This window comes from Faecalitalea cylindroides ATCC 27803, assembly GCF_000469305.1.
GTDB classification, from domain to species: domain Bacteria; phylum Bacillota_I; class Bacilli_A; order Erysipelotrichales; family Erysipelotrichaceae; genus Faecalitalea; species Faecalitalea cylindroides.
On the sequence record NZ_KI271015.1, the window covers coordinates 408 to 27,302 of the forward strand.

Annotated in this window: 28 protein-coding genes and 1 pseudogene; 8 read left to right on the forward strand and 21 right to left on the reverse strand. The window is 34.4% G+C overall.

Annotated elements, in window-relative coordinates:
* Positions 1-279: 279 nt before the first annotated feature.
* The 7 genes from HMPREF0367_RS05765 to HMPREF0367_RS05795 all read left to right on the forward strand — a co-directional run bounded on the left by HMPREF0367_RS05765 (position 280) and on the right by HMPREF0367_RS05795 (position 5,561).
* Positions 280-954, forward strand: coding sequence for an N-acetylmannosamine-6-phosphate 2-epimerase (locus tag HMPREF0367_RS05765; RefSeq protein WP_418766641.1), 675 nt, complete (start codon positions 280-282; stop codon positions 952-954).
* A 197-nt stretch (positions 955-1,151) separates the two neighbouring features.
* Complete coding sequence (locus HMPREF0367_RS05770; RefSeq protein ID WP_035402196.1) at positions 1,152-1,523, forward strand: GntR family transcriptional regulator; 372 nt, start codon at positions 1,152-1,154, stop codon at positions 1,521-1,523.
* 3 nt (positions 1,524-1,526) lie between these two features.
* Positions 1,527-2,372 carry an ATP-binding cassette domain-containing protein gene (locus HMPREF0367_RS05775; protein ID WP_035402199.1) on the forward strand — a complete coding sequence of 282 codons (846 nt, stop codon included), beginning with the start codon at positions 1,527-1,529 and terminating at the stop codon, positions 2,370-2,372.
* Positions 2,373-2,375: 3 nt separating this feature from the next.
* Positions 2,376-3,032, forward strand: coding sequence for an ABC-2 transporter permease (locus HMPREF0367_RS05780; protein ID WP_035402202.1), 657 nt, complete (start codon positions 2,376-2,378; stop codon positions 3,030-3,032).
* A gap of 89 nt (positions 3,033-3,121) precedes the next feature.
* Positions 3,122-3,583: a glycerophosphoryl diester phosphodiesterase membrane domain-containing protein gene (locus tag HMPREF0367_RS05785; RefSeq protein ID WP_035402204.1), complete on the forward strand. Its 462-nt coding sequence runs from the start codon at positions 3,122-3,124 to the stop codon at positions 3,581-3,583.
* Positions 3,584-3,703: 120 nt separating this feature from the next.
* Entirely contained in the window at positions 3,704-4,924 is a 1,221-nt protein-coding gene (locus tag HMPREF0367_RS05790; RefSeq protein ID WP_169815939.1) for a glycerophosphodiester phosphodiesterase family protein, read from the forward strand.
* A gap of 19 nt (positions 4,925-4,943) precedes the next feature.
* A complete protein-coding gene (locus HMPREF0367_RS05795; RefSeq protein WP_035402208.1) occupies positions 4,944-5,561 on the forward strand; it encodes a CatA-like O-acetyltransferase, family 2 in 618 nt (205 codons plus the stop codon).
* 45 nt (positions 5,562-5,606) lie between these two features.
* Here HMPREF0367_RS05795 and HMPREF0367_RS05800 read toward each other — a convergent pair whose 3' ends face one another.
* The 4 genes from HMPREF0367_RS05800 to HMPREF0367_RS05815 form a co-directional block, all read right to left on the reverse strand.
* On the reverse strand, positions 5,607-6,128 hold the full coding sequence (locus HMPREF0367_RS05800; RefSeq protein ID WP_022356091.1) for a GrdB-related putative oxidoreductase: 522 nt from the start codon (positions 6,126-6,128) through the stop codon (positions 5,607-5,609).
* Positions 6,129-6,219: 91 nt separating this feature from the next.
* Complete coding sequence (locus tag HMPREF0367_RS05805; RefSeq protein WP_022356090.1) at positions 6,220-7,578, reverse strand: PTS sugar transporter subunit IIC; 1,359 nt, start codon at positions 7,576-7,578, stop codon at positions 6,220-6,222.
* Positions 7,579-7,678: 100 nt separating this feature from the next.
* Positions 7,679-8,269 carry an RDD family protein gene (locus tag HMPREF0367_RS05810; RefSeq protein ID WP_035402211.1) on the reverse strand — a complete coding sequence of 197 codons (591 nt, stop codon included), beginning with the start codon at positions 8,267-8,269 and terminating at the stop codon, positions 7,679-7,681.
* Positions 8,270-8,284: 15 nt separating this feature from the next.
* Positions 8,285-10,192: a BglG family transcription antiterminator gene (locus HMPREF0367_RS05815; RefSeq protein WP_035402213.1), complete on the reverse strand. Its 1,908-nt coding sequence runs from the start codon at positions 10,190-10,192 to the stop codon at positions 8,285-8,287.
* 197 nt (positions 10,193-10,389) lie between these two features.
* Here HMPREF0367_RS05815 and HMPREF0367_RS05820 point away from each other — a divergent pair, with 197 nt between their 5' ends.
* Positions 10,390-11,271 carry a YitT family protein gene (locus HMPREF0367_RS05820; RefSeq protein ID WP_035402215.1) on the forward strand — a complete coding sequence of 294 codons (882 nt, stop codon included), beginning with the start codon at positions 10,390-10,392 and terminating at the stop codon, positions 11,269-11,271.
* Between the two features lie 141 nt (positions 11,272-11,412).
* On the opposite strand, the gene HMPREF0367_RS05825 is transcribed toward HMPREF0367_RS05820, so the two are convergent.
* The 17 genes and pseudogenes from HMPREF0367_RS05825 to HMPREF0367_RS10540 all read right to left on the reverse strand — a co-directional run.
* On the reverse strand, positions 11,413-11,913 hold the full coding sequence (locus HMPREF0367_RS05825) for a dCTP deaminase/dUTPase family protein (protein WP_022356087.1): 501 nt from the start codon (positions 11,911-11,913) through the stop codon (positions 11,413-11,415).
* A complete protein-coding gene (locus HMPREF0367_RS05830) occupies positions 11,906-12,388 on the reverse strand; it encodes a DNA-deoxyinosine glycosylase (RefSeq protein WP_022356086.1) in 483 nt (160 codons plus the stop codon). Before HMPREF0367_RS05830 ends, HMPREF0367_RS05825 begins: the two co-directional genes overlap by 8 nt.
* Positions 12,373-13,677: a 30S ribosomal protein S12 methylthiotransferase RimO gene (gene rimO, locus HMPREF0367_RS05835; protein WP_035402217.1), complete on the reverse strand. Its 1,305-nt coding sequence runs from the start codon at positions 13,675-13,677 to the stop codon at positions 12,373-12,375. Before rimO ends, HMPREF0367_RS05830 begins: the two co-directional genes overlap by 16 nt.
* Positions 13,674-14,606: a 3'-5' exoribonuclease YhaM family protein gene (locus HMPREF0367_RS05840; protein WP_035402219.1), complete on the reverse strand. Its 933-nt coding sequence runs from the start codon at positions 14,604-14,606 to the stop codon at positions 13,674-13,676. The genes rimO and HMPREF0367_RS05840 overlap by 4 nt, the downstream gene beginning before the upstream one ends.
* Positions 14,596-16,563 carry a glycosyltransferase gene (locus HMPREF0367_RS05845; RefSeq protein ID WP_035402221.1) on the reverse strand — a complete coding sequence of 656 codons (1,968 nt, stop codon included), beginning with the start codon at positions 16,561-16,563 and terminating at the stop codon, positions 14,596-14,598. Before HMPREF0367_RS05845 ends, HMPREF0367_RS05840 begins: the two co-directional genes overlap by 11 nt.
* Before the next feature lie 4 nt (positions 16,564-16,567).
* A complete protein-coding gene (locus tag HMPREF0367_RS05850) occupies positions 16,568-17,623 on the reverse strand; it encodes a lysylphosphatidylglycerol synthase transmembrane domain-containing protein (protein ID WP_035402223.1) in 1,056 nt (351 codons plus the stop codon).
* Between the two features lie 18 nt (positions 17,624-17,641).
* Positions 17,642-18,703, reverse strand: a complete 1,062-nt coding sequence (locus HMPREF0367_RS05855; RefSeq protein WP_035402225.1) for a glycosyltransferase family 4 protein — start codon at positions 18,701-18,703, stop codon at positions 17,642-17,644.
* 177 nt (positions 18,704-18,880) lie between these two features.
* On the reverse strand, positions 18,881-19,501 hold the full coding sequence (locus HMPREF0367_RS05860; RefSeq protein ID WP_316244694.1) for a histidinol-phosphatase HisJ family protein: 621 nt from the start codon (positions 19,499-19,501) through the stop codon (positions 18,881-18,883).
* Positions 19,502-20,137: 636 nt separating this feature from the next.
* Positions 20,138-20,473: a hypothetical protein gene (locus HMPREF0367_RS05865; protein ID WP_015536266.1), complete on the reverse strand. Its 336-nt coding sequence runs from the start codon at positions 20,471-20,473 to the stop codon at positions 20,138-20,140.
* A gap of 67 nt (positions 20,474-20,540) precedes the next feature.
* The gene (locus HMPREF0367_RS05870) at positions 20,541-21,356 is read right to left on the reverse strand and encodes a PTS system mannose/fructose/sorbose family transporter subunit IID (RefSeq protein WP_015536267.1); all 816 of its coding nucleotides are present in this window, start codon (positions 21,354-21,356) and stop codon (positions 20,541-20,543) included.
* A gap of 2 nt (positions 21,357-21,358) precedes the next feature.
* Complete coding sequence (locus tag HMPREF0367_RS05875) at positions 21,359-22,198, reverse strand: PTS sugar transporter subunit IIC (protein WP_035402227.1); 840 nt, start codon at positions 22,196-22,198, stop codon at positions 21,359-21,361.
* Between the two features lie 58 nt (positions 22,199-22,256).
* Positions 22,257-22,748: a PTS sugar transporter subunit IIB gene (locus HMPREF0367_RS05880; RefSeq protein WP_015536270.1), complete on the reverse strand. Its 492-nt coding sequence runs from the start codon at positions 22,746-22,748 to the stop codon at positions 22,257-22,259.
* A 57-nt stretch (positions 22,749-22,805) separates the two neighbouring features.
* Complete coding sequence (locus HMPREF0367_RS05885) at positions 22,806-23,234, reverse strand: PTS sugar transporter subunit IIA (protein ID WP_015536271.1); 429 nt, start codon at positions 23,232-23,234, stop codon at positions 22,806-22,808.
* A gap of 214 nt (positions 23,235-23,448) precedes the next feature.
* Positions 23,449-24,753, reverse strand: a complete 1,305-nt coding sequence (locus HMPREF0367_RS05890) for an ABC transporter substrate-binding protein (RefSeq protein WP_081683648.1) — start codon at positions 24,751-24,753, stop codon at positions 23,449-23,451.
* Positions 24,753-25,406: a response regulator transcription factor gene (locus HMPREF0367_RS05895; RefSeq protein ID WP_015536272.1), complete on the reverse strand. Its 654-nt coding sequence runs from the start codon at positions 25,404-25,406 to the stop codon at positions 24,753-24,755. The genes HMPREF0367_RS05890 and HMPREF0367_RS05895 overlap by 1 nt, the downstream gene beginning before the upstream one ends.
* Before the next feature lies 1 nt (position 25,407).
* Positions 25,408-26,706 (reverse strand): sensor histidine kinase, encoded by a 1,299-nt coding sequence (locus HMPREF0367_RS05900; protein ID WP_035402231.1) that lies wholly within the window; start codon positions 26,704-26,706, stop codon positions 25,408-25,410.
* Positions 26,706-26,895: pseudogene (locus HMPREF0367_RS10540) on the reverse strand (sugar ABC transporter substrate-binding protein); the annotation flags it as partial. The gene HMPREF0367_RS05900 and the pseudogene HMPREF0367_RS10540, both read right to left, overlap by 1 nt.

Below are 26,895 nucleotides of genomic sequence, written 5' to 3' on the forward strand. Positions count from 1 at the left end.
TTGTGATAAGCATCGACTTCTAAACAAGGCAAAAGGGAGAACTAGCACTCCTCCCTTTCTTTTTGCATCGACATATGAGTTATAAACTAGAAACCAACAAATATCAACAAATCATCTTTTAATTCCTATTAGATATTTTTATTATTATATATATTCTTTAGCATTACTTAATCATGTTTTCTAACACAACAATTATTATTAAATACAATTTAACACTTATTGTCGTGTAACATTTCTAGTGATAAAATTAGCATAAAGGAGACTAGTATTATGAATAAAATGGAAACAACAAAAGGACAATTAATTGTATCATGCCAGGCTTTGCCAAATGAACCTCTACATTCTTCTTTCATCATGGGAAGAATGGCTAAAGCCGCAAAAGAAGGAGGTGCAAAAGGAATTCGTGCCAACACTGTAGTGGATATTAAGGAAATCAAAGAACAGGTAGATCTTCCTGTCATCGGTATCATCAAAAGAGAATATGGTGACAATCCTGTATATATCACACCAACCATGAAAGAAATCGACGAGTTAATGGAAGTTAAACCAGAAGTTATCGCAGTAGATGCTACTTGCCGCACAAGACCTGATGGAAAAACTTTAGATAAATTTGTTTCTGAAATCCGCGCAAAATACCCAGATCAACTATTGATGGCTGATTGCTCAACATTAGAAGAAATGCTACATGCCGATGAAATTGGATTTGATTTTATTGGTACAACTTTAGTTGGGTATACAGAACAAAGTAAAGGTAACAAAATTGAAGCCAATGATTTTGAAATTATTCGTAGCTTGCTTGAAAAAGCTAAACATCCAGTTATTGCTGAAGGAAACATTGATACGCCTGAAAAAGTACGACGTGTATTGGATTTAGGCTGCTACAGCGTTGTTGTAGGATCTATCATCACACGCCCTCAAGTTATCACTAAACGATTTGTAGACGCTATAAAATAACCCAATTAACAAATTTTATTTTTTATAACATAAAGGTCAGATTTCTATTTCTGGCCTTTATATTTTATAAAAAATACTAATCCCCCTAGCACATAAAAAATTCCAAGTTATTCTCTCATTTTAATAAACAGCATATAACACTTTACAACAGTTAAATACTGTTATATACTGTTTACAGAAAGACAGGTCGATATAACATGAAAATTATTATTAACACATCTTCAATGGTGCCAATATACGAACAAATTGTAGATCAAATAAAAACACTGATTCGAAACAAAGAATTAAAAGAAAATGATATTCTTCCTTCTGTTCGCTCTCTAGCCAAAGAATTAAAAATCAGTGCACTCACCGTTAAAAAAGCTTATGACAACTTGGAAAGTGAAGGTTTTACCATTACAGTGCATGGAAAAGGCACTTATGTTGCTGCAACAAATACTGAACTACTCTTAGAAGAACAGAAAAAAGAATTAGAAGCTGATTTAGAACGAGCCATCCAAAAAGGAAGACGTTGCGGTATCCGTGATGAAGAGATTAAAGAACTATTTGAACTTATATTGGAGGGATAAGCCATGTTGAAAATAGAAAACTTAAAGAAACATTATGATAATTTTTTCTTAGAATGCTCACTTCAGGTAAACCCCGGACAAGTGACTGGTCTTATTGGTCAAAACGGATCTGGAAAAAGCACAACATTTAAAGCTATATTGGATTTAATTCATCCAGATGGTGGATCTATCACTTTATTTGGAAAAGACAATCAAGACATTACACCAGAGGATAAAGAAAAACTAGGCGTTGTATTATCCGATTCAGGTTTCAGTGGATATCTACGAATTAAAGATATCATTCCTATTCTTGAAAACATGTATAGACAATTTGACTCCTCTTTTTTCATCAAACAAGTTCAACGATTTTCACTTCCGATGGACAAGCAAATCAAAGACTTCTCAACAGGAATGAAAGCGAAACTAAAGGTCCTAGTTGCGATTTCACATGGTGCTAAACTTTTGATCTTAGATGAACCAACTGCTGGATTAGATGTTATCGCAAGAGATGAATTATTAGATATGCTAAGAGAATTTTTAGAGGAAGATGATGAACGCTCAATCTTGATCAGTTCTCATATTTCCAGTGATTTAGAATCCTTATGTGATGATTTATATATGATTCATGATGGAAAGATCATCCTTCATGAAGATACTGATATTCTTTTAAGTAACTACGCTTTATTAAAAGTCGATGACAAACAATACGAGGCATTGGATAAATCTTATATCCTTCGTGTAAAAAAAGAGTCCTATGGATATAGCTGTCTTACAAATGAAAGACAATATTATTTAGAAAACTATCCCAATATAACAATTGAAGCAGGTTCAATCGATGAATTGATCACGATGATGATAAGGGGGAAATAAATTATGAAAGGACTGCTTATTAAAGACTATAAGTTAATACTGAATCAAAAGAACTTTTTCTGCTTGATGATTGCTCTAAGTGTTGGAATGTTGTTATTCTCCGATGATGTAATCTTCCCATTAGGCTTTTTAATCTTTGTGATCTCGTTATTCACGATCAGTACAATTAGCTATGATGATTATAATAACGGATATGCTTTCTTATTCACTTTACCAATCACTCGAAAAGGATATGTTAAAGAGAAATATTGTTTCGGTCTATTGTTAGGATCATTTAGCTGGATCTTGACAACACTTTTCGGCTTATTGGTAATCCTAAACCGAAATACCTTACCTATTGATGAATTTATGATCAGTGCCATATTAATTTTAGCTATGATGATTGCAATTCTTGCCATGACTCTACCATTTCAACTCAAATTTGGAGGCGAAAAAGGAAGGATCGCATTAATTGGAGCTTTCGGAATAATCGCCATAATCGGTATTGCGATCAACCAAATTTTAACTTTAATCTTTCACATCAACATAAACTTACTATTAGAAAATATTCCCACTATCAATATCAGCGTGTTGGCTGGCCTATTGATCCTGATTGCATTCATTTGTTTATGGATTTCCTATAAGATCAGCACCAAAATCATGGAACATAAAGAATTTTAAGCGTAAAGCTGTAATGTATTCTCAAAATCATTACAGCTCTTTTTATTCATTTATGTTATATTTATATTGTTTTTTAGGGAGTTATTTGTATGAAAGAAGTATTTAAATTTGAACTATTTTATAAACTGTTGATCTATGTCATCGTATTACCTGTTTTATCTTTATTAACCGGATGGTTTATGAAATACATCATTTCTGAATCCGTCATTTATAACTTTGACATAATCATCAAATTATTAAATATTCCAGGTATTTTAGGTGCATTGTTTTATGCTTTGATCATTTTGTTTTTTATCTATATAGAATATGTTATTGTATACAAGATACTTTATCTGCAACATACACATCAATCTTTTCACTGGATTGATATCTGTTTATCCGGAATAAAAGATTTAAAAGTACTGAAACATCCTTCCACAATTTTAGCTTTCATTTATTTTGTTTTTTTGTGTCCTTTATGGCATTTTGGATTTGTATCCACTGTTTTTCCTTCTTTATCCATACCTAATTTCATCACTAACGAATTATTGAAGATGCAATATGGATCATAGCTGACGATCCTATTATATGTAGTATTATTTGTATTATATGGTTTATTGATCTTAGTTCCTTATTACATGATATATAAACAGGAAAACTTTCTTCTTGCCGCTAAACACTCAACTCAAAAAATGATTCATCAGCCCAAATTATGGATGATCTTAATAGGAATTTTTCTTCTTTATTATGTTCTTCAAACATATATTTTAAAAGAAATGCTTTTAACTGCTTCTGATTTTAACTTCTACTTTTTACGATATTTTTTATTTTCTTCTTATTTTCGCGTTCGTACGTTTGGCTTTATCGCTTTTTCCATTTTGTGGACAATTATTGAAGTTTTCTTTATCAAACAAGCTTTAAAAACAAAGTCAAATATTGATCCTGTATGCAGCTTTGAACCTGTTAAACTAAAAAAAACAGTTAACATGAAATCAGTCATTGTTCGTCATAAGATAATATATTCAATTCTGTTTTCCTTAAGTTGCCTAATTTTTGTAATCTATTATTTTAATCAACAGCCCATACTACATCTACCATATTCCATTGGACACCGCGGAGATATCAGTCAACCTGAAAACAGTTTAGAAGGAATCTTAGCAGCCGATACCAATCATGCAGATTTCGCAGAAATCGACATACAACTGACAAAAGACAATGTTCTTGTTCTCTGCCATGATACCAATTTAAAACGACTAACCGGAAAAGATGTAGATATCAGTGAGCTTACTTTGGATGAGATCCAGCAATTAAAAACCACCAACCAAGAAGGAAAGACCGCAAAGATACCTACCTTAGAAGAAGCCATTCAAACCGCAAAAAACGCCCCAAATCAAATTGGCCTTTTAATCGAGTTCAAACCCCTGGAAGGCGATCAAGAAAAAACAGTTAGCCAAACCATAGAGCTCATTGAAAAATATGAATTTTCTGATCGTGCTATGTTTATGTCCATGGACCAAGAAAGCATGCAAATGATGGCCAAAAAACGTCCAGACTGGTGGATTGGATATTGTGCTTTTGGAAATCTTGGGCGAATCAATATCCGTTTAGATGATCCTTTCATCCCTGATTTTATCGCTATTGAAGAAAGTGCAATTAATACACAATTGTTAGAAGATGCCAGAAATAATATATTACCTGTTTATGTCTGGACAGTTGATGATACTGAAAAAGTAACAGACTACCTTAACATGGGTGTCAGCGGAATTATCGGTGATGCCAGTGACCAGGTTGCCTACAGTGTTGACAAATATGAAACCTCTGCTCCAAAAGATGATTTTCATTATGTAACAACATGTCCTGGATTTCCTCAATTAACCGAAGATGAATATGGCTATATCCAATGCCCAAGATAACTTAGAAAGGAGAAAGTTCATGCATGAAATCGAACCTCTAAAGACAAATCGAGCTACCAGCTATAAACTTTATATCAATGCGCCAATGCCTATGGTAACGATATTTAAAACACTCGATATAACCAAATTGATCCAATTAAAAGAAAAAGGATATAAGTTAAATATGTCACTTTGCTACTGCATTCTTTCAGCCGCACAGAAGACAAAAGAATTCTACCTTTTACCTATTGACCATAAAATGTTTCAATATGATCAATTAGGCATAAGTATCTTAGTAAAAAACATAAACCACGAACTTAACAGCTGCGATGTTTCCTATAACGATAATCTTGATGCTTTCAATTCAGATTACCTGCAAAGAGTTCAACAGGTAAAAGAAACATGTAAAGATCTAGAACTACCTGATCACATGATCATTGGCACATCCAGTCTTATCCACCATGAAATCGATGGCGTCATCAATATGTATAGCGGCATCTTTAACAATCCTTTTCTCATCTGGGGAAAGTATAAAACAATAGGCAAAACGACAACCCTTCGAATTTCCTTCCAATTTCACCATGTTCAGATGGATGGAGATGAAGCCTGCCAGTTCTTAGATGAAATACAAAATCAAATTAATGATCTTAACACTTAAAAAGCACTTTAGGTTTATAAATCTAAAGTGCTTTTTCATTATCAATTAATATGCATGTTCTGCTTTAAATGCAGTTGTATCTGCTTTGTCTACTAACATTTTTGCGAATTGACACATTTCGCTTAAAGCTTCATTCAAACCTGTTCCACCTTTTTTAGGCATTTTTAAGATTGTTACTTTATCTTTGTATTCTTCAATTGCCTGTTCGCATTCTTTAGACATGATTGCAAAAGCAGGAATACCAACTAGTTCATTAATTGTCAAAGCCGTCTTAGCAGCCATCAATCCATATCCTGCATAATTGAAACATGGACCACAGATTACTACATCTGGTTGGAATTTTTTAGCCATTGCCGCAAACTTCTTTGCGTTCTTTTCTGGATCTTCTTTAAAAGTACCATCTCCGCACCATAAAGTTGCGATTACTTTTCCGTCATTTTGATCCATGAAGCGTTGAAACATTCCACATGAACCAATGGCCATTGGTTTCCCGCCCATTGGAAGATCAGGAGATTCTTTCCCACCTAAACCAGCTTGTGTCTGATCAAAAATCATCATTACTTTCATAATTTTCAACTCCTTTTGTATTTTTATTATAACCCTTTCTATACAATAAAAACAGGCTCTTAGATCAGATGGCCTGTTTTTATATTAAATCCTATAGATCATCAAGATCTAAATCATCAAATGAAATTTCTTCTTCTTCACCAGCGTTAGCTTCTGCATTGGCTTCATCTTCAAGATATTTTCTATCCAATGTCTTGATGAATGGGAAGTACAATGCCATATTCAATGCTAACAAGAATAACTGCCAAACACTAGCTGTCCAAGATCCAGTTGATAACCAACCAGAGAATCCAATTGGAGTTGTCCATGGTAAGTTAACACCCGTTGTTCTTGGAATAATTTCCCAAACAGTTGCGAAATATGAAAGAATCAAGTTCAAAAGTGGACACAACATGAATGGAATAATGATAATTGGGTTCAAAACAACTGGAAGGCCGAAGATAATTGGTTCGTTGATTCCGAAGAATCCAGGAACAATTGATAAACGACCTAATTGTTTGATACGCTGAGATTTACATACTGTACACATTAAGATTACTAATCCAAGGGTAGAACCTCCACCACCGAAGTTTGTGAAGAAGTTTGAGAATGGGTTAGTAAAGATATAAGGTAATGGTTCACCGGCCATAAAAGCAATTTGTTGTTCTGCAGTCAATACATTTCCAATGAAATATACAGAGTTACATACAGCAGGTCCGTTGATACCGAAGAACCATAAGAATGAACACATGAATGTGTATAATGCGTTAGCTCCTAAAGTATCTCCTAATCCAGAAAGTGGAGTTTGAAGTACAGCAACTACAAAGTCTTGAACATAACCAAATTCTGTGAATGAGAACAAGATACGAATCAAGAATGCTGCAGCCATAACGATACCACTTGGTACCAAAGCCGCAAATGAATCTGTTACAGCAGGAGGAACACCTGCAGGCATCTTAATTGTCCAACCTTTTTTATAAGCATAGCAGAACAACCAAACACCTAAAATCGCAGCAATCAATGCCATGAAGATACCGTTTGGACCAATATAATCAAAACTTAATCCAGAAACTGTAACTCCTTCAACTAAATTTCCATCTGCATCTGAACCTAGATGAGAAGTTGGCATCATGATAAAGAATGCAACCATTGCAACAGCAGCACCTTGGATCTTATCCCCACCAAATTCTCTAGCCATTGCATAACCTGTACCAAGTGCAGTTAACAAACCAGTACAGTTAAATGATGCTCTTGATACAGCTGTAAACCATCCTGCCCAATCAGTGCCTAGGATTCCTGTCCAGAAGTCTTCCCATCCAGGAATTGGGAAGTTTGCAAATAACAAGAAAATAGATCCAACGATCAACAGTGGTGTAGTGATCAAGAAACCATCACGGATTGCGATCAGCACTCTATTCTTTGTAAGAATATCGGCTAAAGGCATCAGGACTTTTTCAAGTTTATCCATCATAATAAATACACCCTCTCTTTCTATAAAGTATTCTATATTATTTTGTTTTTCCTTAAAAACTAAAAAACTTCCTAGATTTTAGGAAGTTCTTTCCATTTTCTCACACTTGTTCTTCTTTTGTAGAAATGATATGTGTTTTGGCAATATGATCGTGGATCATCTTACGACTTGGACTAGCTATACCCATCAAAATAGAGATAGCGCTAATAATCCCAAACAGATATACGGATATATCCATTATATTTACATCCGTAAATAGCTGAATGATCTGACGAAGATAACTTGAACTGTTCGCAAGATACCCTTCAATAATCATCACGCCAAGTCCTTCACGCAATAAGATTGATTTAAAATCAACATCATTTCCACCATCTTTTACAACCTTTAATTTCATAATGCGCTTTCCAAAAGTCTGGCCTTTATATACTTTTAGCTCCAAGACAAAATAATATCCTAAATAGAATATAATCGCTAAAATCCCCGTAATAACACCCCACATCAAAGGCAATTTATTCAATTCCTGAGTAATTACAGTCGTATGATTGACTATAGATGTAATGATTACGATAGGAATACTGGAAACCATCGTTGCGACATACCAGTCTATAATATAGGCAACGATACGGGAAAAGTTATTCACATTGACTTTCTTTAGCTGAACCCCAAATTTTCCATTTTGATTTTTACTCATGTCGTCATCCTTTCTCTATTCTACGATCTTCGTAAGAAAATCTTCATAATCTTTCGTCTCCAACAATGAGGCAAAATGATTTGCATCATTGATCATGTTGCTTAACCAGGTAAAGAACATTCGCAATACATCCTGATGTTCCTCATCGATTGCTAAAAGTATGACCATCTTTACTTCAAATTCACCCCATTGAATTGGTTTTTTCAAAAATGCAACAGAAATAGCCGGACGATAACTTCTTACATTCAAAGCATGTGGAACCGCAAAAGAATATACAAAACTCGTTGCTGCCATTTCCTCTCTTTTTAATACAGACTGTTTGAATTCAGCATTGCTATAGCCAAGTTTCTCTAAATGATCACACATATATGTAATAACTTCTGAAGGTGTTTTAAGATCTAGATCATAATGGAATGTTTCTTTTTGGATCAATCCGATCAAACTGTCTTCAAAATCTCTTTTAAATGTATTTCGATCCAAAGCATTTAATGTTTGAAAAATTTTGCTTTCATCTTCTGTATTCAAAAACAACGAAATTTGTACAGTTGGGATATCCAAATTATGTTTAAGCTGAAGTGTTGTCAATATTAGATCTGGTTCTAATTTACGTATTGCACTTTCTTCAAAAAAGCTTACACATTCTACAATATCCATTCTTTCAGAGAAAAGATTTTCAATCTTTCTTAAACACATATTGCTCATCGCCTGCTCTACAGGATAGATCATCACAGCTCTATATTTTGAATAGATACTTGTTCTTTCATAAGCTGCCCCTAGATGTAAAGCAAGAAAACCTATTTCATCTTCAGATATTTTCATATCCAAAGTACTTTCCATTTGTCTTCCAACACGAACAGCCAATTCAAATACCAGCGGATATTTACGCTTCAGTTCCTGAAGATAAATATTAGAAATATCCATATCGCGATTGATGCGTTCCATTACGCCTTGTAAATGCACTGCCAATCCATTTTTTAAATCTAAATCTTTAGAAAAATCTATATCAAATTCATCTTTGATCATCTTAATGATATCTTCAATAAATTCATCAACATTCATTCCTGTCTTTTTGACTACCAGATCACTTTGTACATCTATCGAACGTTTTCCCATTAATTGTAAAGCAAACAAAATAACTTCATCTTCCTTAACTTCGATAGGCATCTTTTTAGACAGTTTTGTGAAAAATTCTCTTGAAATGACGTATTCTTTTCGTTTCTTTAAATCCTGTACATTACGTGTTGTTTCAATATAGTTATGGCGAAACATACGTTCAATTGAAATACCTACATGAATCATCAATAAAGGCATTGCCATTTCACGAACATGATAATTGTATTTATCTAATGTCTCTTCTAAATATTCTTTTACTTTCAATAAATCAAAATCCACAAACATGCTAGATAATTTATTTAAATTCAAGAAATTTCCTTGCGTTTCCTGCGACAAGAGTTCTTTATATAGTAATCGTTTGCTCTGTTCACTGCCTTCTAAACGAATACAATTTCTAGAACGAACCAGTTTTAAATTATCATAAGGTTCCAACATAATTTTAATTCGTTTTATATCATTATCTATTGAATATCCACTAATAAAGACCTGATCCTGCAGATCCAATAAATTAATTTCTTTTTTTTCAAATAATAATTCTTGTATGATATACACGCACCTTTCCTGTGGTGTCTGAGGAATTGCTGAATTTAATTCAATAGGTAGCGTAACAAGAACATCTGCATTGATACGATATCCACTTCGTAAATTGGATTCGATCAGCTGTTTATCATAAAATCGATTAATATTCTCTATATCACTTCGAATTGTTCGATCCGAAACGTTCATCAACCGTGAAATTTCCTTTCCGGTGATCCAACTTTTCGATTCATCCAGCAACATGATTATCTTCTCCTGTCGCTTGTTTAACATATTTTCATTATCCTTTCTCCATATAATTAATATGGCATTATCAGCTTATTCATTATAACTTACATTCATTCACTTTGTTTGCCTTGCCATTTCCTAATATTAGGAAATGGCACTTTTCCCAATGCTTAGGAAACAATCTTATAATCATATTTTCAATTTATCACTATAATATCATTTGTGTTTAGAGGAGAGTTATTATGGCTAAACAAATTAAAAACCTAAGAAAATATAAATGGGTACGCTTTGTCATTTCAGTCATTATGACCATCGCCAGTTCTTTATTGCAGGTATATACGATCCAGGTTTTTATGGATCCTTGCAACTTATTATCCAGTGGTTTTACCGGAGTCGCTATTTTACTTAATAAAATAGGTACTTTAGTTGGTGTCAACATATCTACATCTCTGGCAATCTTGGCACTGAATATACCAGCCGCTCTATTGTGTTTTAAAAGCGTGTCCAAACGTTTTACCTTTCTTAGTTGTTTGCAGTTTGGACTAACTTCTCTATTCTTGCAGACGCTTTCCTTTGATCCATTCTTCGATGACCTAGTACTAAATGTCTTCTTTGGTGGAGCTCTTTATGGAATGAGCATCGTACTCGCTTTAAAAGCTGATGGATCAACTGGAGGAACCGACTTTATCGCACTCTATATTTCAGATAAACTTCATAAAAGCATATGGGATTATGTATTTATCTTTAATGCCTGTATGATCATTATCTTTGGAGCTTTATTTGGATGGAAAGCCGCTGGATATTCAATTATCTTCCAGTTTATTTCTACCCGCATGATTTCCAGTTTCCATCATCGATATGCACAGATCACAGTAGAGATTACCACAGATGATCCAGAACCTGTAACAGAAGCCTTTATATCTAATTTTAGACATGGAATGAGTGTAGTAGATGCTTATGGAGCTTTCAGCAAGAAACACTTTTATATTTGTAAAGCTGTCGTAAGTAGTTATGAAGAAGCCGACGTTGTTGATTGTATAAGAAGTATCAACCCAAATGTGATCATCAACTCTTATAAAACCAATCACTTTTATGGTAGTTTTTATCATAAACCCATTGAGTAAAGTTTTCTTCTTTCAATAAATCTTTATTGCTCAATATCACTTGGTACTTCTTAATTAATGAAAAACATCGAAAGATGTTTTTTCTTTTTGCCCAAAAATAAAGGAGGCCTGACGGTCTCCTTAAAACACGATTGATTTAGTCTATTTCCCCGAACTTCCTAATAAGCCCGACATTCGCTTAGACTCCATCTTCTGCAGTTCTTCATAAGAAAGTTCTTCACTTTCCAATTGTGGCATCTGCAAAAGCACGCCCTGGCACAAAGCCTTTTCATAAGGATAAATAATATACTCTTCTTTTTTCTGTTCGCTCCATGATTCCAATGCCGCTTCTTTAATGATACAAATCGGTTTATCATTTACATTTGTGACTGGAGCCATATATTCGCCTCGATATCCTGAGTCAATAACTCCAGAACGTTGAGCGATTCCTTTCGTCCCTGTAGAACCTCTTTCTTTTAAGATCATTACATAACTGGCATCAAATGCCGTGGCTACACCTAATGGTACTAGGCGTGTATGTAATGGTTTAATTTCCAAATAATCTTCTTCAAAACAAGGATAAAGATCATACCCCGCGTCTTCATCACGTTTTGTAGGGATAATAGCATCCTCTTTTACTTTTGCCCAATATAATTTACTCATTTTTCAAGACCCTTTCATATTCATAAATCAAATCTTCTAAGCAAAACTTAGCATTTGCCGCCGATGTGGACGGGCATACGATTGTTTTCTCAATCAATTGTGGAAAGAAACGGCATAAATTATGATAACTCGTTTTCCCATTACAAATAATCCTTTGAATCGATGGATTTTTCTGTAACAAACTATCGATATCATTTGCCATTACATCACGAATTTTCGCATCCGCACTTGTTTGGCGAACACATGAATGACAAATATCCCACAAGGCAATATGCGCATATTCCAACAAAGCAAATTTTTCTTCTAGTGTATTACTAGGCCTTTGATAGAGACTTGTCAAAATTTTCCAGAACCGATTTGTTTTATTAGCATAATACATGTTTTGTTTTAAGCTTTCTTCACTTGGCATTGAGCCTAAGATCAAGATCGTATCATCACCATGAACAATTGGTTCAAACCCTATGATTCTTTCCATATTCCAAATAAATCATATTCCTTTGCATCTGTAATCTCAACTTGTACAAATGAACCTATATCTAAATCTTCATCACATCTGAAAATTACCTGCCCATCAACTTCATCTGGCGCATCCGCTTTCGAACGTCCACGATAACGATTTGTCAATCCTTCTTTTTCCTCTACAAGTACTTCAATTACTTTACCGATCTTTTCTTTATTCTTTTCAAGTGAGATTTCTCTTTGAATTTCCATCAAAGCAGATAACCTTTCATTTTGTATATCTTCATCGATTTCATCAGGATAATCATAGGCTGGGGTATCTTCTTCTTTTGAATAAGTAAAAGCACCCATGCGATCCCACTTCACCTCTTTGATAAAGTCAATCAACTCTTCAAATTCTTCTTCCGTTTCTCCTGGGAAACCAACAATCATTGTCGTTCTTAAAGTGGCATCAGGGAACATAGTGCGAATCTTATGAATCAACGCCAATACATCCTCTTTCGTTCCTCTTCGATTCATGCTTTTAAGTAAGCGATTATTGGCATGCTGCATAGGAATATCAAAATATGGCAGAACACGCTTGCTTTGACGCATAGCTTCCAAGACCTTATCTTCGATTTCATCTGGATACATATATAAAATACGAATCCAGTGGAAATCTTCGATCTTATCCACCTCTTTGATAAGTTCAGCCAACTTTAACTCATTGTAGTTATCCAACCCATACTTTGTGGTGTCCTGAGCAATTAAAGTTAGTTCTTTTACCCCAATTGATGCAAGATATTTTGCTTCTTCTAGAATATCAGAGATTTCGCGACTTTTTTGATCTCCACGAATCAAAGGAATAGCACAATAAGCACAACGATTAGAACAGCCATCACTGATTTTTAAATACGCATGCCATGGTTTTCCACTCAATAAACGTTCGCTCTTATAAAAATTTCCTTTTCCTTCATCATGTAAAAGTTCCTGTAAACGATTTGCCAATTCGCTATAATCACGAATCGGAATAACCGCATCAATTTCAGGAATTTCTTCAGTCAATTGTGAAGTATAACGCTGAGCAAGACATCCACAAACAATTAGTTTTTTTAGTTTATCTTCTTTATATTTTGCCATTTCAAAAATCGTATTTATAGATTCTTCTTTTGCCGATTCAATAAATCCACATGTATTAATGATTATAGCTTCCGCCTGTCTTGGATTCGAAACAATCTGATGATGATTTTCTTTCAACATTCCCATGATCATCTCTGAATCAACTAAATTCTTACAACATCCTAATGAAACAAATCCTACTTTCATTTTGAACCCTTTCTGTGATAAATCATTCTATTTTCCAACGCAAAAACACGAGGACCAAATTCTCCTGGCACGGTTTGATCAAGACTGTTTTTCATCATGACAATACGTGCATCCAGATTGTCGACCAAAGAAAGAACTTCTGCTTCAGGAATCATCGGAAGAACTGGAGATCCAAATTCCATTTTTCCGTGGTGTGACAAGATCATATGTTTTATCAATATCACCGATTCTTTATCTTGAATATTCAATTGATGCGCTACTCGATCCACTCGAGCAGACATTATTGAAATATGTCCCAACAAATTTCCTTCTATCGTATATTCTGGCAAGACAGCACTGGATAACTCTTCAATTTTCCCAATGTCATGCAATAGAGTACCTGAAATCAAAAGATCCTTATCCAGCCATGGATACTGTTTGGCAATCATCAAACAAAGTTCAACCATAGAAATGGAGTGAAAAGCCAAACCACCTACAAAATTATGGTGATTTCTTACCGCTGCAGGATAATTAAAAAAGTCATCTTTCGATTCCTGCAATATCGTTTTTGTCAAAGTCTTTATATCTTCATCTTTGATCATGGTAATATATTCATTGACTTTTGCTTCCATCGCGTTTCTAGTCATTGGAGCACTCCTTACATAAGCACTCAAATCATTTTCTTCTACAATTTCCATTTTATGCACACGCAACTGGTATGCATTTCGATGCAATATTACATCACCTTCAACGGCTACAACCATTCCTACCTTATATTTATTTACTTGTTCATCTGTCAAATTCCAATATTTCGTATCAAGAACCCCTGTATTATCTTCTAACGTCAATGAAAGATAAGGTGTATTTTTCTGGGTCTTTCCTTTATCACACTTTGTGATCAAAGCTTTGATAGAAATCTTGCCTTCACTGTTAATTTCATTAATTTTCAATTAATTCACCTTCCAATATTTCATCTATTTGGCTTGAAGTATAGCCTTTTCTTAAACAATATATACGAATCTTATTGCTACGCTTTGGTTCTTCAAAAGACGCATACAATCTTCTCGCCTTTTTAATCGTTAACTCTAATGATTTTGAATCATCTTCATCAAATTCAAAAGATTCAGATACTTGTTTAGCAACATCCAAAGAATATCCTTTTGTAACCAGTTTATTCGTTAAGGTTTGACGTTTCATTCGATTTGACTGTTCTTTTAAATTATGTACGAGTCTTTTAGCAACTGCATAGGCATTTTTGATTTCCGTTGTCTCTTCTAAAGTAGAAATTGCTTCTTCAATCAAGTCTTTATCTACTCCTGCTTTATACAATTTATTGCGTATCTGAGCACTATTTTGTCCGTATGAATGCCAAACTTGTGCTTTTTCCATAGCATATTGTCGATCATTGATCAAACCTTTTTGTTCCAGTTCCTGCACGATCGTTTGTGCATCTTCAGATGAAACATCCAATCTTCTTAAGCAATATTCTTCTATTTCATGTGCTGTACAATCCACAGATAAAGCCCTTGTTTGTGCCATTTTTAAAGCCTTATAGAAATCTTGAAGTTCTAAATAATTTTCAACAAGATACGCATCTAGAATCGTATTGACAGAAATCTTTAAATCAAAGAAATCATCTAATGGAATTAAAAACTTGATAGGTTCTCTATCGCTATCTCTTTGAACTGTTAAACGTACATAATCATCAACCATTTTGATTTTTTCAACCACAAATGCCTGCGAAAAATCATCAATTGCCTGTTCATACACAGCCAAAGCTTTATGGGCGAACAATTCAGTATCAAATGGTTCTGTCTTGGCAATACACTCATTCACCATCATTTCTCTTTGTTCTTTTGATTTAGAAAAAAACAAATCAAACTTTTCAACCAGTTCATTCTCATCATCAAAATAATATCCTGTTTTATCTTCAAACACGAGATCGTTTAAGACCTCATCACGACGACCAAATACACAAAGACCACTGGCCAAAGCTTCAATATATGTCATTCCTTGAGTTTCTGTCATCGAAGCAGAAACAAAGCAATCAAATGCTGCATAATAATACGGTATTTTTTCTTTAGGAACTCTTCCTACAAAGTGAACACGATCATTGCAATTTTGTTCATCCACAATTTCTTTGTAATAACCTTCATCTGTGCCGCCCCCTACGATTACAAGATGTAAATGCTCATCTTTGCTCTTGGCAACCGCACGAATTGGAATATCGATTGATTTTTCTTTTGCGATACGCCCTACAAATACTACAACATGGTCTTCTTCAGTTAATCCTAATGAAGAACGAATCTCCTTTACTTTCTTTGCATCCAAATTATTACGATCAAAACTAGATAGATCCAATCCCGTTGGAACCACATAAATCGGCGTATTAACCCCATAGCTTATCAAGGTGTTACGAGTTTTCTCACTTGGCGCTATCACAGCCTGTGCTCCATTCCCCAATATCTTTGATAAAGAACGGATTGCAAGCTTCCCCATGTGCTCCACAGTTTCCAAATCCATTGGATTGATATAGTGTGTATAGTCTTCATAAGTTGTGTGATATGTATAAACAAGCGGTATATTAAAGTTCTTTGCGCATTGTCTGGCAAACATACCAACTCCAAACTCTGTTTGTACATGGACAACATCTAAGTCCATATTGCGTACATATTCAAACGCTTCAAACTGAAAAGGACTACTCATTTTATATCCGTAAAACTTTTTTAATTCTAATCCAGGAAGACGTAATACATGGTCTTCAAAACTAATTTTAGAACTTTTATGATTTGAAATAACAAAGACGGTGTGTCCCAGTTCTTCTAACGCCTTTTTTAATGTGACAACACTGGAAACCACACCATTTATATCTGGTAAATAAGCATCCGTAAACAATCCAATTCGCATTCTTTCACTCCTTATATTGTTCTAAATCTATATTTGATATTCCTTTGCTCTTTTTTTCATAATAATTCTTTGCCAAAGCAAATGTGATTCCACCAATCAACAGGACAATATGATATGTAGAAAAACGCCATAAGATCATAACTGCACCCGTAACAGAACCCATCAACGATCCAAACAACAGTGTAAACACAACTTCTGTTCCACCACTGGCACCGGGGATCGGGATAAAACTATTAGCCATTGTAACAAAGCTGGAAAGTGCAATTACATCAATCATTTGTTCAGGTCTCAAAGGAATATTTAAAGCTTTCCCAATAAAAAATGGTAAAGAATATAACAAAGTTAAACGGATCACATTTACCAAAGAACATGTAAGAATACTCTTTTTATCTTTAGAGATATTGCGAATTTCCGTGGTAAAACTTGTCATTTGCAATGTCCAGGACTCCAATGTTTTTTCTGGATCTTTAATAAGTTTTATCTTTGCCAAGATCTTAACCAAAGTTCTTGAAAGACGGATGTATGCCTTTGGAAACAAAGCCATAGTATATAGAGCCAGGATCACAATTGCATTAATTAGATATCCGACTAGAATAATCATAAACCAGCCAGACTGCGCACTATAATAAGAAAAGCGTAACAAGAACAATATGGTCACATAAATCATCATCGTTGTTTGATAAATGATAAAATCTGCCCATAACAAGCTTGCACCATCGCTGACCTTAATGCCTTGTTTTTTCATTATATATGCTTGGGCAAATTGTCCTCCTGTACTACTTGGTGTGATGCCAGAGAAAAATGTTCCCACAAACGATATAACAATACCATTAAACAAAGAGTACTGCTTATTGTATTTTCGTCCTAAAACCAGGTATACAAACCCCCATACTACCGTATACAAAACGCCCCACAGCAATATGATTACCAAAGACATCCAATTCATTTGTGAGATTGCATCTAGAATTTCCTTATAATTATCTTTGAGCGCAAACCATAAAACCGCTATTGTCAAAAGAATAATTACAAGAAAGTTCAATAACATTTTTTGCTTTTTCATTTTTAACCTACATTTCTATTATTTACTCTTTTTCTTCAATAATTTATCCTGCTTTTCTTTATATGCATCTAAATAAAAGTCGATCCACATAGATAAAACATTTTCTTTCGAATAAAATTCACTTATTTTTTCACTTTCTTTAGCATAGGTTTCATATACAGATGAATCTTCTTTTAGTGTTTTGATACATTGAGCAAATCCATCGTTGCTAATATCTTTCATATAATGATCAAACAATATATTCTTATAAAGATCCAAATCACGTAAAACAAGTGGAATATGAATGTTGACAGCTTCAAGAATCGTCATTGGAAACAACTCATTATAACTTGGCATAAACAATACATCAGACATATTATATATATCAATCATCTCTTCACGCGGTATGATTCCAATAAAATGTACATTATCGGGATGATTCTCCTGGATTTTCTTTAATTCCTCATATCCATCCGTAATACGACCAAAACTAAATCCTCCAGCCCATACAAATTGAACATCTGGGCTCTTTTTCGCTACATCGACAAAATCAAGAACGCCTTTTCGAGTTTGTACCTGTCCGGCTCCTAACACGACAAAATCATCTTCTTTTAAGCCATACTTAGCACGAATTGCGACCCTTTCTTCATTGCTTTTTTTATAAAACTTATCTTTTGAAACATAATTAGGAATATAGTAAATCTTTTCTCTCTCTATTCCATATTGAACCAATTCATCGATAAAAATTGGATTAACAACAACTAAACGATCTGCAGCTTTATAAAAAGAAATAACATAGCTTTGGAAAGTTTTCATAAAAGGAGCAGGTATATTGATACTGCCATCTAATGTATCAGGCAAAAAATGACAATATACGATACATGCAGCTTTAGGATCTTGCATTTTTAAGAAATAAAATGGATCCAAAGTATGAAAATGCTGAATATCTGGTGTTTTGATCCAGTCATTGATTTCTACATCAAATAAATCGGAAGCTCCCTCTTTGATTAAATTTACTTGTTCAAGATAAGCACTTCCAACCCCTTGACCATCAATCTTGTCAGCACTTGAATACATAATAATTCTAATTTTTTCACGCATATAAATCCCATCTTTCGTCAATATTATATCAATATACTTATTTTATGTCCATGACAGGCAACCCATATAATATATTGTGCTTTAAAATGAAAATCTAGAAAGAAAAAAGAGAAATATGACTTTAATTTATTGTCATTTCCTCATTAATAAATGCTATTTTTAAATTTTCATCAAATTCTAAAGAGAATGAAATATTGGCTTCATTTTTTCAAAAGTACAATATTGTGTAAATCCAATTGATCTTAACAATTCTTTTCCCTCTTGAATATAAGCTTCTAAATGCTCAGGTTTATGTGAATCAGAACCTATTGTTATAATATTTCCACCTAAATTATAGTATAACGTTAAAATATCACGACATGGTGTAGAATCAGATAACCCATATCGTCTACTAGAGGTATTTAGTTCTATCCCTTTTCCATCGCTTATAACAATTTTAAGAATTTCAGTAATTTTATTCTTAATCTTTTCAAATGAATAAACACCATCATTATCATAACGTGTAATCAAATCCATATGAGCAAGTACACTATAATTTTTATAAGATTTAACTAATTGTAACATTTCATCATAATACCCTTCATTGTATTCTTTTTGCGTTTTACCTCTTTGATAATCTTGATTCCAAAACTCTAAATCATTTACTTGGTGAATAGACAAAAGTACAAAATCTAAATCATATTGAGAAAATAGTTTTTCATACAGCTTAATTGTATGCATCTGCATACCAAATTCCAATCCTGTCTTTATTGTTATCTTGTTACCATATCTTTTTTTCATTTGTTCGATAGTTTTCATGTATAGTGGATAATTGCAATTCGCTCAAGGTTCTCCATTTCGGTACACTATTTCCTTTCCACTATCCCAATCCACCTTAATCCAATAATCGACATGTTCTGTAAAACAAATTTCATTTATTTTTTTTGAAATTGCATCTTGAACCACTTATTCCATAGGGTAGATTGAATCATCACTAAATGCAGTATGTACATGATAATCAGCAAACATTCTTAAAACCTCCACTTTCTTAATGAACTTTTATCTATTCAATTTAAGATGTTTTTATTATCTTGCTTTGCATGAAAAATAAAAGAAATATTTTTTGAATTTGCTAAAAAAGAAAAGAAAGCTTTGGTTCAAAAATATTATCGATGTTTAAATTTTTTGAATAAGAAAATTTGATTGCATTTATTATATTTGAGTATCATTACTTATAAATATCACGAAGTTTATAAATCTAAAAGAAATCTTATCAAAAAAAAACAACAAGATCTATCTTACATAGATCTTGTTGCCTAAAGAAAATTAGAGAAAGGGAATTTGATTATGAAGTGAGCCTCTATCCTTGGCTCGGCTATATAATACAAATAAATATTAAAATAATAATGGATTGAGTATGTGAATTTTTGTGATAATCATCTCAATTGTGTTAAATTAATCTTTTCCTTGAAAACGATCAATTTTAGCCAACAAACTTTTTTTACCATTTCTATGTGATAAAAAAGCAAGAATGGTAAATACACCAGAAATGATGGCACCAATCAAGGCAACCCACTTCACTACTGTACGAACCCCTTCACTAATATTTGGAAGCATAGGATCAATCATTCCTGACCAACCCCAAATACATAAGATGACGCAGGCTAAAAAGATAAGCGCACTATTTCTGATCATTCTTCCTAAACGTAATATCAATTCATTCTCTTTTTCGATGATCTTAGCTAATTCGTTTCTTTCTTTTTTTGACATGTGATTTTTTACCATACTCATACTATTTCCTCCTCTAAGTAAAAAAGAAGCGAAGGCAAAGCCTTCGCCTAATAAACTAATACTTTTATTATCCGATTACGCCAACTACAGAACCAACGAATCCGATAACAACGAATAGTAACAATACTTTGATTGGAGTAATGTTCTTTTTAGCCATTAACCACCAAGCGAATAATACGAACAAGCAAGTTAATACGCCAGGGAAAGCACCATTCAATTTGTCAATCAACATTACTGGGTTACCTTCAGAGTCAGTAGCAATCTGAAGTGGAGTACTGATATTTACCCAAGAAGCAGCCATAGCACCTACGATAACCTGACCCATAACGATTACAGATTCACGGAAGGCTGTAGCTTTTTCACCAACCAACAATTCAACTGCAGATCCACCTAGTTCATAACCTTTCATATAAACGAAATATTGGAACCAAGTAGAAGTAACATTCCATACGACGATATAGAACAATGGTCCTAAAACAGATCCACCTTCTGCAAGTCCTAATGCGATACCTAACAAGATAGGAATATAAGTACCTACGATCAAAGAGTCACCGATACCTGCCAATGGACCCATCAAACCAGCACGGATACCATTGATCATTTCATCATCGATACCTTCAGCACCATTTGCACGAGCTTCTTCCAAACCTGCAGTGATACCAACAACGATAGCACCAATCTGAGGTTCAGTGTTAAAGAATGGATAGTAAGCAGTCATTTTTTCGCACTGTTCTTCATGTGTATCATACAATTCCTTGATAATAGGAAGCATTGACCACATGTATCCAAATGTCTGCATGTGCTCCTGAGAGAAGCAAGTCAGGTTACCATACCACCAACGCCAGAAAGAAGAATTTAATGTTTTTTTAGAAATCTTTTTCATAATTAAATATCCTCCTCATCATCATCGATAGCTGCGCCTCCACCAGACACACCAGAAAGTTTCATCATAGTCATATTAAAGTTAATTAACGCGAATACAGCACCAACTACAGTAGCAGCGATCAATGTTAATCCCATTGATTTTGCCAAAGCGAAACCTAATAAGAAGTAGATCAAATCTGTTGGTTTAGAAACTACTGATTTCAACAGAATTGCGATACCTACAGCTGGAAGTACTGCACCAACTGCCAACATAGCTTTTACATACCATACATCTGTATTCAACTGAGCGAACAAAGATTCTACTGCAGTTGATCCATAGTAGCAAAGTAATGTAACTGGCAAGAAAGAAAGTACAAAGTGTGAAATCAATGGATAAATAGCTGTAACTCTTCCTAAGCAATCTAAGTTACCTTTATCCAACTGAGCCCAACCAATGTGCTGCCAAATCAAGTTCATCATTGCTGTTCCGTAGAACAATGAGATACCGATTACACCAGTCATTGCTGAGATACTTGAAGCTAATGCATAAGCTTCGTCTCCACCAAAATCCATACCTGCTACTTTAGCACCAACATATGCCAAAGGAATACCGATATAACTTACGGCACGCAAGTCAGATGCTACTGTACCACCAGGTGTAACAAGAGCGATCCACATAACCTGCATTGGGATACCAATTAAGATACATCCTTGAACGTCGCCTAAGATAAGACCAACGAATAATGATGCAACCAACGGACGGTTCAATGTGTAGTTACCGACAGTTGTTCCCAAACAAGCGATTGTAGAAGCTGCTGTACAACTCATGATACCAATCAAAATTGCTTGAAATAAACTCATAATTCATCTCTCTCCTTTTCTAAAAATTATTATGAATTTGTATATCTAGACCGGTTGCTTAGTAACCGAATTTAGATCTAAATTTGCTCCAGTCACCGATAGCTGTTTCTTTTAACAATGCGAAGTATACTTCATATCCTGCTTTTGTCATTGCTTCGCAAGCGTCGGCTTCTTCCTGAGTAATACTTTGGTTATTTCCTAATTTAGTTGCACCTGGGCGATCATTACATGGCCCAATAACAACACGTTTAACATCATTAGGAACAAAGCCATCATCTACTAAGATTTCCTTCATATCGATAGGGTTCTTAGTAATTAAGAAATATTTCTTGTTAGAATTTTTAACTGTCTCTGCTTTTTCTCTCCAGTGTTCTTTTGTCCAAACAAAGACTTTCTTATCTGTACTAGCTTTAAATGATTGAGCTAATACAGGAGTAGTTGCAGCTTTATCGTTTACCGCAACGATCCCGTCACAAGGGAATTCTTTAGACCATCTTGTAACGATCTGTCCATGGATGATTCTGTCATCCACACGAATGAAACTAATCATTTCTACGTCCTCCTTTTATTATCTGTTTATGCCTATACGCGATTGCGTTTTAGCCTATTATAAATCTTCGTCTTCGTCATCCGAAGCAACGACAAAGTCAGTCAATCCTGAACGTCCTTCGCTCAACAACGTATCCTTTAAATCTTGAACGTTGTCAAAATTATCTTTCATCAACACTGCAGTAATTGCTAAAGGCATGTTCATTCCGGCAATAATCAATGTGTTTGGCAGCATTCCTTTTTGATCTAATACATTTAATGCATTAGTAAATGGAGATCCGCTCAAGATATCTGCCAATAAGATAACCTGATCATCAGTTGTAAAATCCTTAACCAATTCTTCAAAATTTGCTGCAAACTCATCTGCACTCATATCTGATTTAAGACTTGTAGATAGAACATCTTCACGATCCCCTGTCATCATCTTAACAGCTGAATGCAAACCTGGTGCAAATTCGCCATGACTTACCATTACAACGTATTTCATTATTTTTCCCTCCGTTTTATGTTTTTTACTATACTATGAGTATAAACGAAATGTTATGACATTGCAAGCGCTTTTCACACAATATTCACATATTTTGGTTATTTTTTTTAAGTTGTTTAGCGCTTGCATCACATATTCTTCGCTTAAGGTAATTATAGGTTCTTATGAAACTGTTTTCAACTTGCAAATGTAACTGGATTTCGAATTACATTTGTCATTTTACACTTTCCAACAGAGCATCTACTTGATCCTCAACACGACCGATAGCTGCTTCAATGTCATCTTCATTAATGCTCAATAATTTGATTTCTCCATCAATAAGTGCCATTGCCTGCTCATACCCATTAAATTCTTTGACTGGGATTGCATTTTCCATCATAGAATTAAAAAAACCTAAATCATAATCACTGCCCCCAGGTGTTTCATCTTGTAAAGAATCAATGATCATTTTTGTGTCTGTAATTGTATTTAGTACCGAAACCCCTTGTGAATATCTAAAAATATCTTTCTGTGTCTCTTCATTAAAGGAAAGTTCTTTTAAAAACTCCCAGGCAAGATCTTTGTATTTGGAATTCTTTGACATTCCAATTAAAAGTGTGTCTAACTGCGATACATTGCTTCCATCCGGTCCTGCAGGCATTGGAATACAATCCCATTCAAAACTGGAATATTTTTTTACGCTCCAAGGATAAGGTTTATACGCACGATATTCGCTAAAACTCATCGGACAAAATACGACCTGGCCTTTATCAAACATCTCACTTGTCACGCTCTGCCCTCGATTTAATTTTTCTAATCTTCTCATAAATTCGATTGCATCATATACTCTATCATTCTCCAATAAAGCATTGGACCCTTCGTCATTAAATATTTTTGCCCCATTGGAAAAAATAGCATTTTGCCAAGTATAACCAAATTGTCCAAATTGATCCAGTATCCCGTCTTCATTTGTATCTTGGGTCATTCTGGCACATATCTCATAAAAATCTTCCCACGTCCAGTCTTGTTTAGGCACTTCAATACCTTCACTCTCCAACAAAGTCCGATTCACATACATCAGTGTAGGAACACTCTCGTAAGGAAGAGCATACTGAACATGATTCACTTGTCCGGATTGATAAGAACTAAAGAAATATACTGATTCATCAAAATCTGGATCATTTTCGATAAAACTACTCAGATTTTCTAAGATTCCTACATCTGCGAAAGTTGCCAGATCATTAGAAAGCACCATAAAGACATCACACACATCTCCCGAAAGGGCTTGTTGTGACAACCATTCTGAATAATCTTCTTTGCGAATCCCAGAAATATACTCTACCTGAACATTGACATGCTCTTTTTCAAACCGTTCAATTGCATTATCCACAATTTTTAAAGCATCTGGGCTTGGAACATCCCAATTGCTTCCTGTAATGACACCTATTTTTAATGTTTTATTCGAATTCACGTAAAACAAGGATAAGATCAGGCAAAGTATTATCAAGGCAAAAATAGTTCGTATCTGCCATCTTCTCATCATTTTCGTCCTTTCTTCAAATACCAAATCGCCAGCTGAGTGCGATCACGAAGACCTAGCTTATCTAGAATTACGCTTAAATAATTACGTATCGTACCTTCGCTAAACTGCAGCAAAGAAGCTATTTCCTTGTTGGATAATCCGTGCCCAATTTGTTCAATGATCTTCCATTCGTTCTCGCTTAAATCTGGCAATCCATCTTTATCCCATGACAAATGTTCTGGATTATTTGCCATTTGTGAAAAGAAAGAAGTCAATTTTTTAGCTACATTTGGATTAAAGATAGCTCCTCCATTCAATACCGAGCGAATGGATTTGGACAATTCATCAAAAGAACATCCTTTTAACAGATACCCGCTTGCTCCATTTTTGATCGCATCGTAAATGTATTCATCATCATCAAATGTCGTCAGTATAATAACACTGATTTCCGGATACTTTTGTTTGATAATTCGCGTACATTCCACTCCATCCATCTGTGGCATACGCACATCCATCAATACTACATCAGGTTTATTGGCTTCAATACTTTCGAGGGCATCCTTGCCATTTCCCACAACATCAATTACATCAAAATCTTTATCTGTATCTAAAATAATTTTTAAACTCTCCCGAATCAATTGCTGATCATCCGCTATCAATATTTTAGTCATCTTATTCTCCCTGCCGTATTGGAATTTCGGCAATTATTGTAAATCCGTTTTGTCCATAGAATCGAATATCCCCATGCAATAAATCGATCCTATCCTGCATATGGTTTAGTCCAAATCCTTTTTTTATATCTTTACAGCCTTTTCCATTATCCTCAATGATCAAAATTAAAGTGTTCCCTTCTTTAGCAATAGTAACATAGATTACACTCGCATGACCGTGTCTTACGGCATTTGTGATTCCTTCCTGAACGATTCGATACACTACTTCCTGTTCATCCTGCTCTAATTCCAATGAAGGAATATGGCACATATATCGAATCGAAACATCCGTCATTTTCTGAAAATCAAACATTAAAATATCCAAAGCCTCTTTTAAAGTATAGCGTTCCAATGCGTCAGGCTTTAACTTATCCACTGAACGTCTGACATCATCCAACCCTCTTCTGGCATTTTCACTCAATAATTTTAACTGCTGCTTTGCCATATCACGATCCTTATCCAAAATAACCTGGCAAGCTTCCAGACCTACTGAAATTCCTGTCAAAGTGTGACCCAGTGTATCATGAATTTCTCTTGCCAAACGATTCCTTTCTTTTGTTTCACCCATTTTTTCGCTGATATCTGCATAATCCCGTAACTGCTTATTGGCCTCTTGTAGTTGCTTATTCAAACTGATAAATCGTTGATTTTCTTCAATCTTATCTTGTACCAGAAAAAACAGATATAGCATAAATGCCACAATATTTAAACTAACCAAAGTATTCTTGGTCCCTAAAAGAACAGCTATCGTCTGCGATGAATAAATAGAAGTAAAATTTTCAAAACTCGCAACAGAATAAAAAGGTGAAATAAAATCACGAATTGCACCCATATACAACACAAACAATACAACCAATATCAAAATACGATACTTATTACTTGGCGTATATGTCATCGCATCTGCCATCACTAATAATAAGATCACATTGCTGGTAAAGTATGTATTTTTTATGATCAATAAACAAAGACAAATTTCAAAAGCATAGTAAATAATGATTTCTTTCCCATTTAACTTACGCATTCGCGGAATTATCATGATAAAGAGCAACACAAAGAAACAAATCATAGAAAAAATAAAATTAGTCAATCCATCTCCGGGAAGATAATCCAACATATCCATAAAACTTCTTGCCCTCGCTATATCTATGATTCTTTGAATTGAGATCGTAACGATTGCCCCTATAAAAAAGATCAAAGCATAATTTAATATGCACATCAACAGATAGATATAATCTAACCGATTTTTAAAAAACACCTTCATCACTGCCACCCCTCCAGTGAATAATCTTGAATATTGTCTTGGGTAATGATCGTCACCGCTTCAACTACATTCTTTTGAATCTTTTTACCATTAAAATAATCAAGAATCGCCTGCCCTGCTTTTTTACCCATCGTTTCTGGAGACTGTGCAACTGTTGCCTGCATGCGTCCTTCGTTGATCAACCTTTTG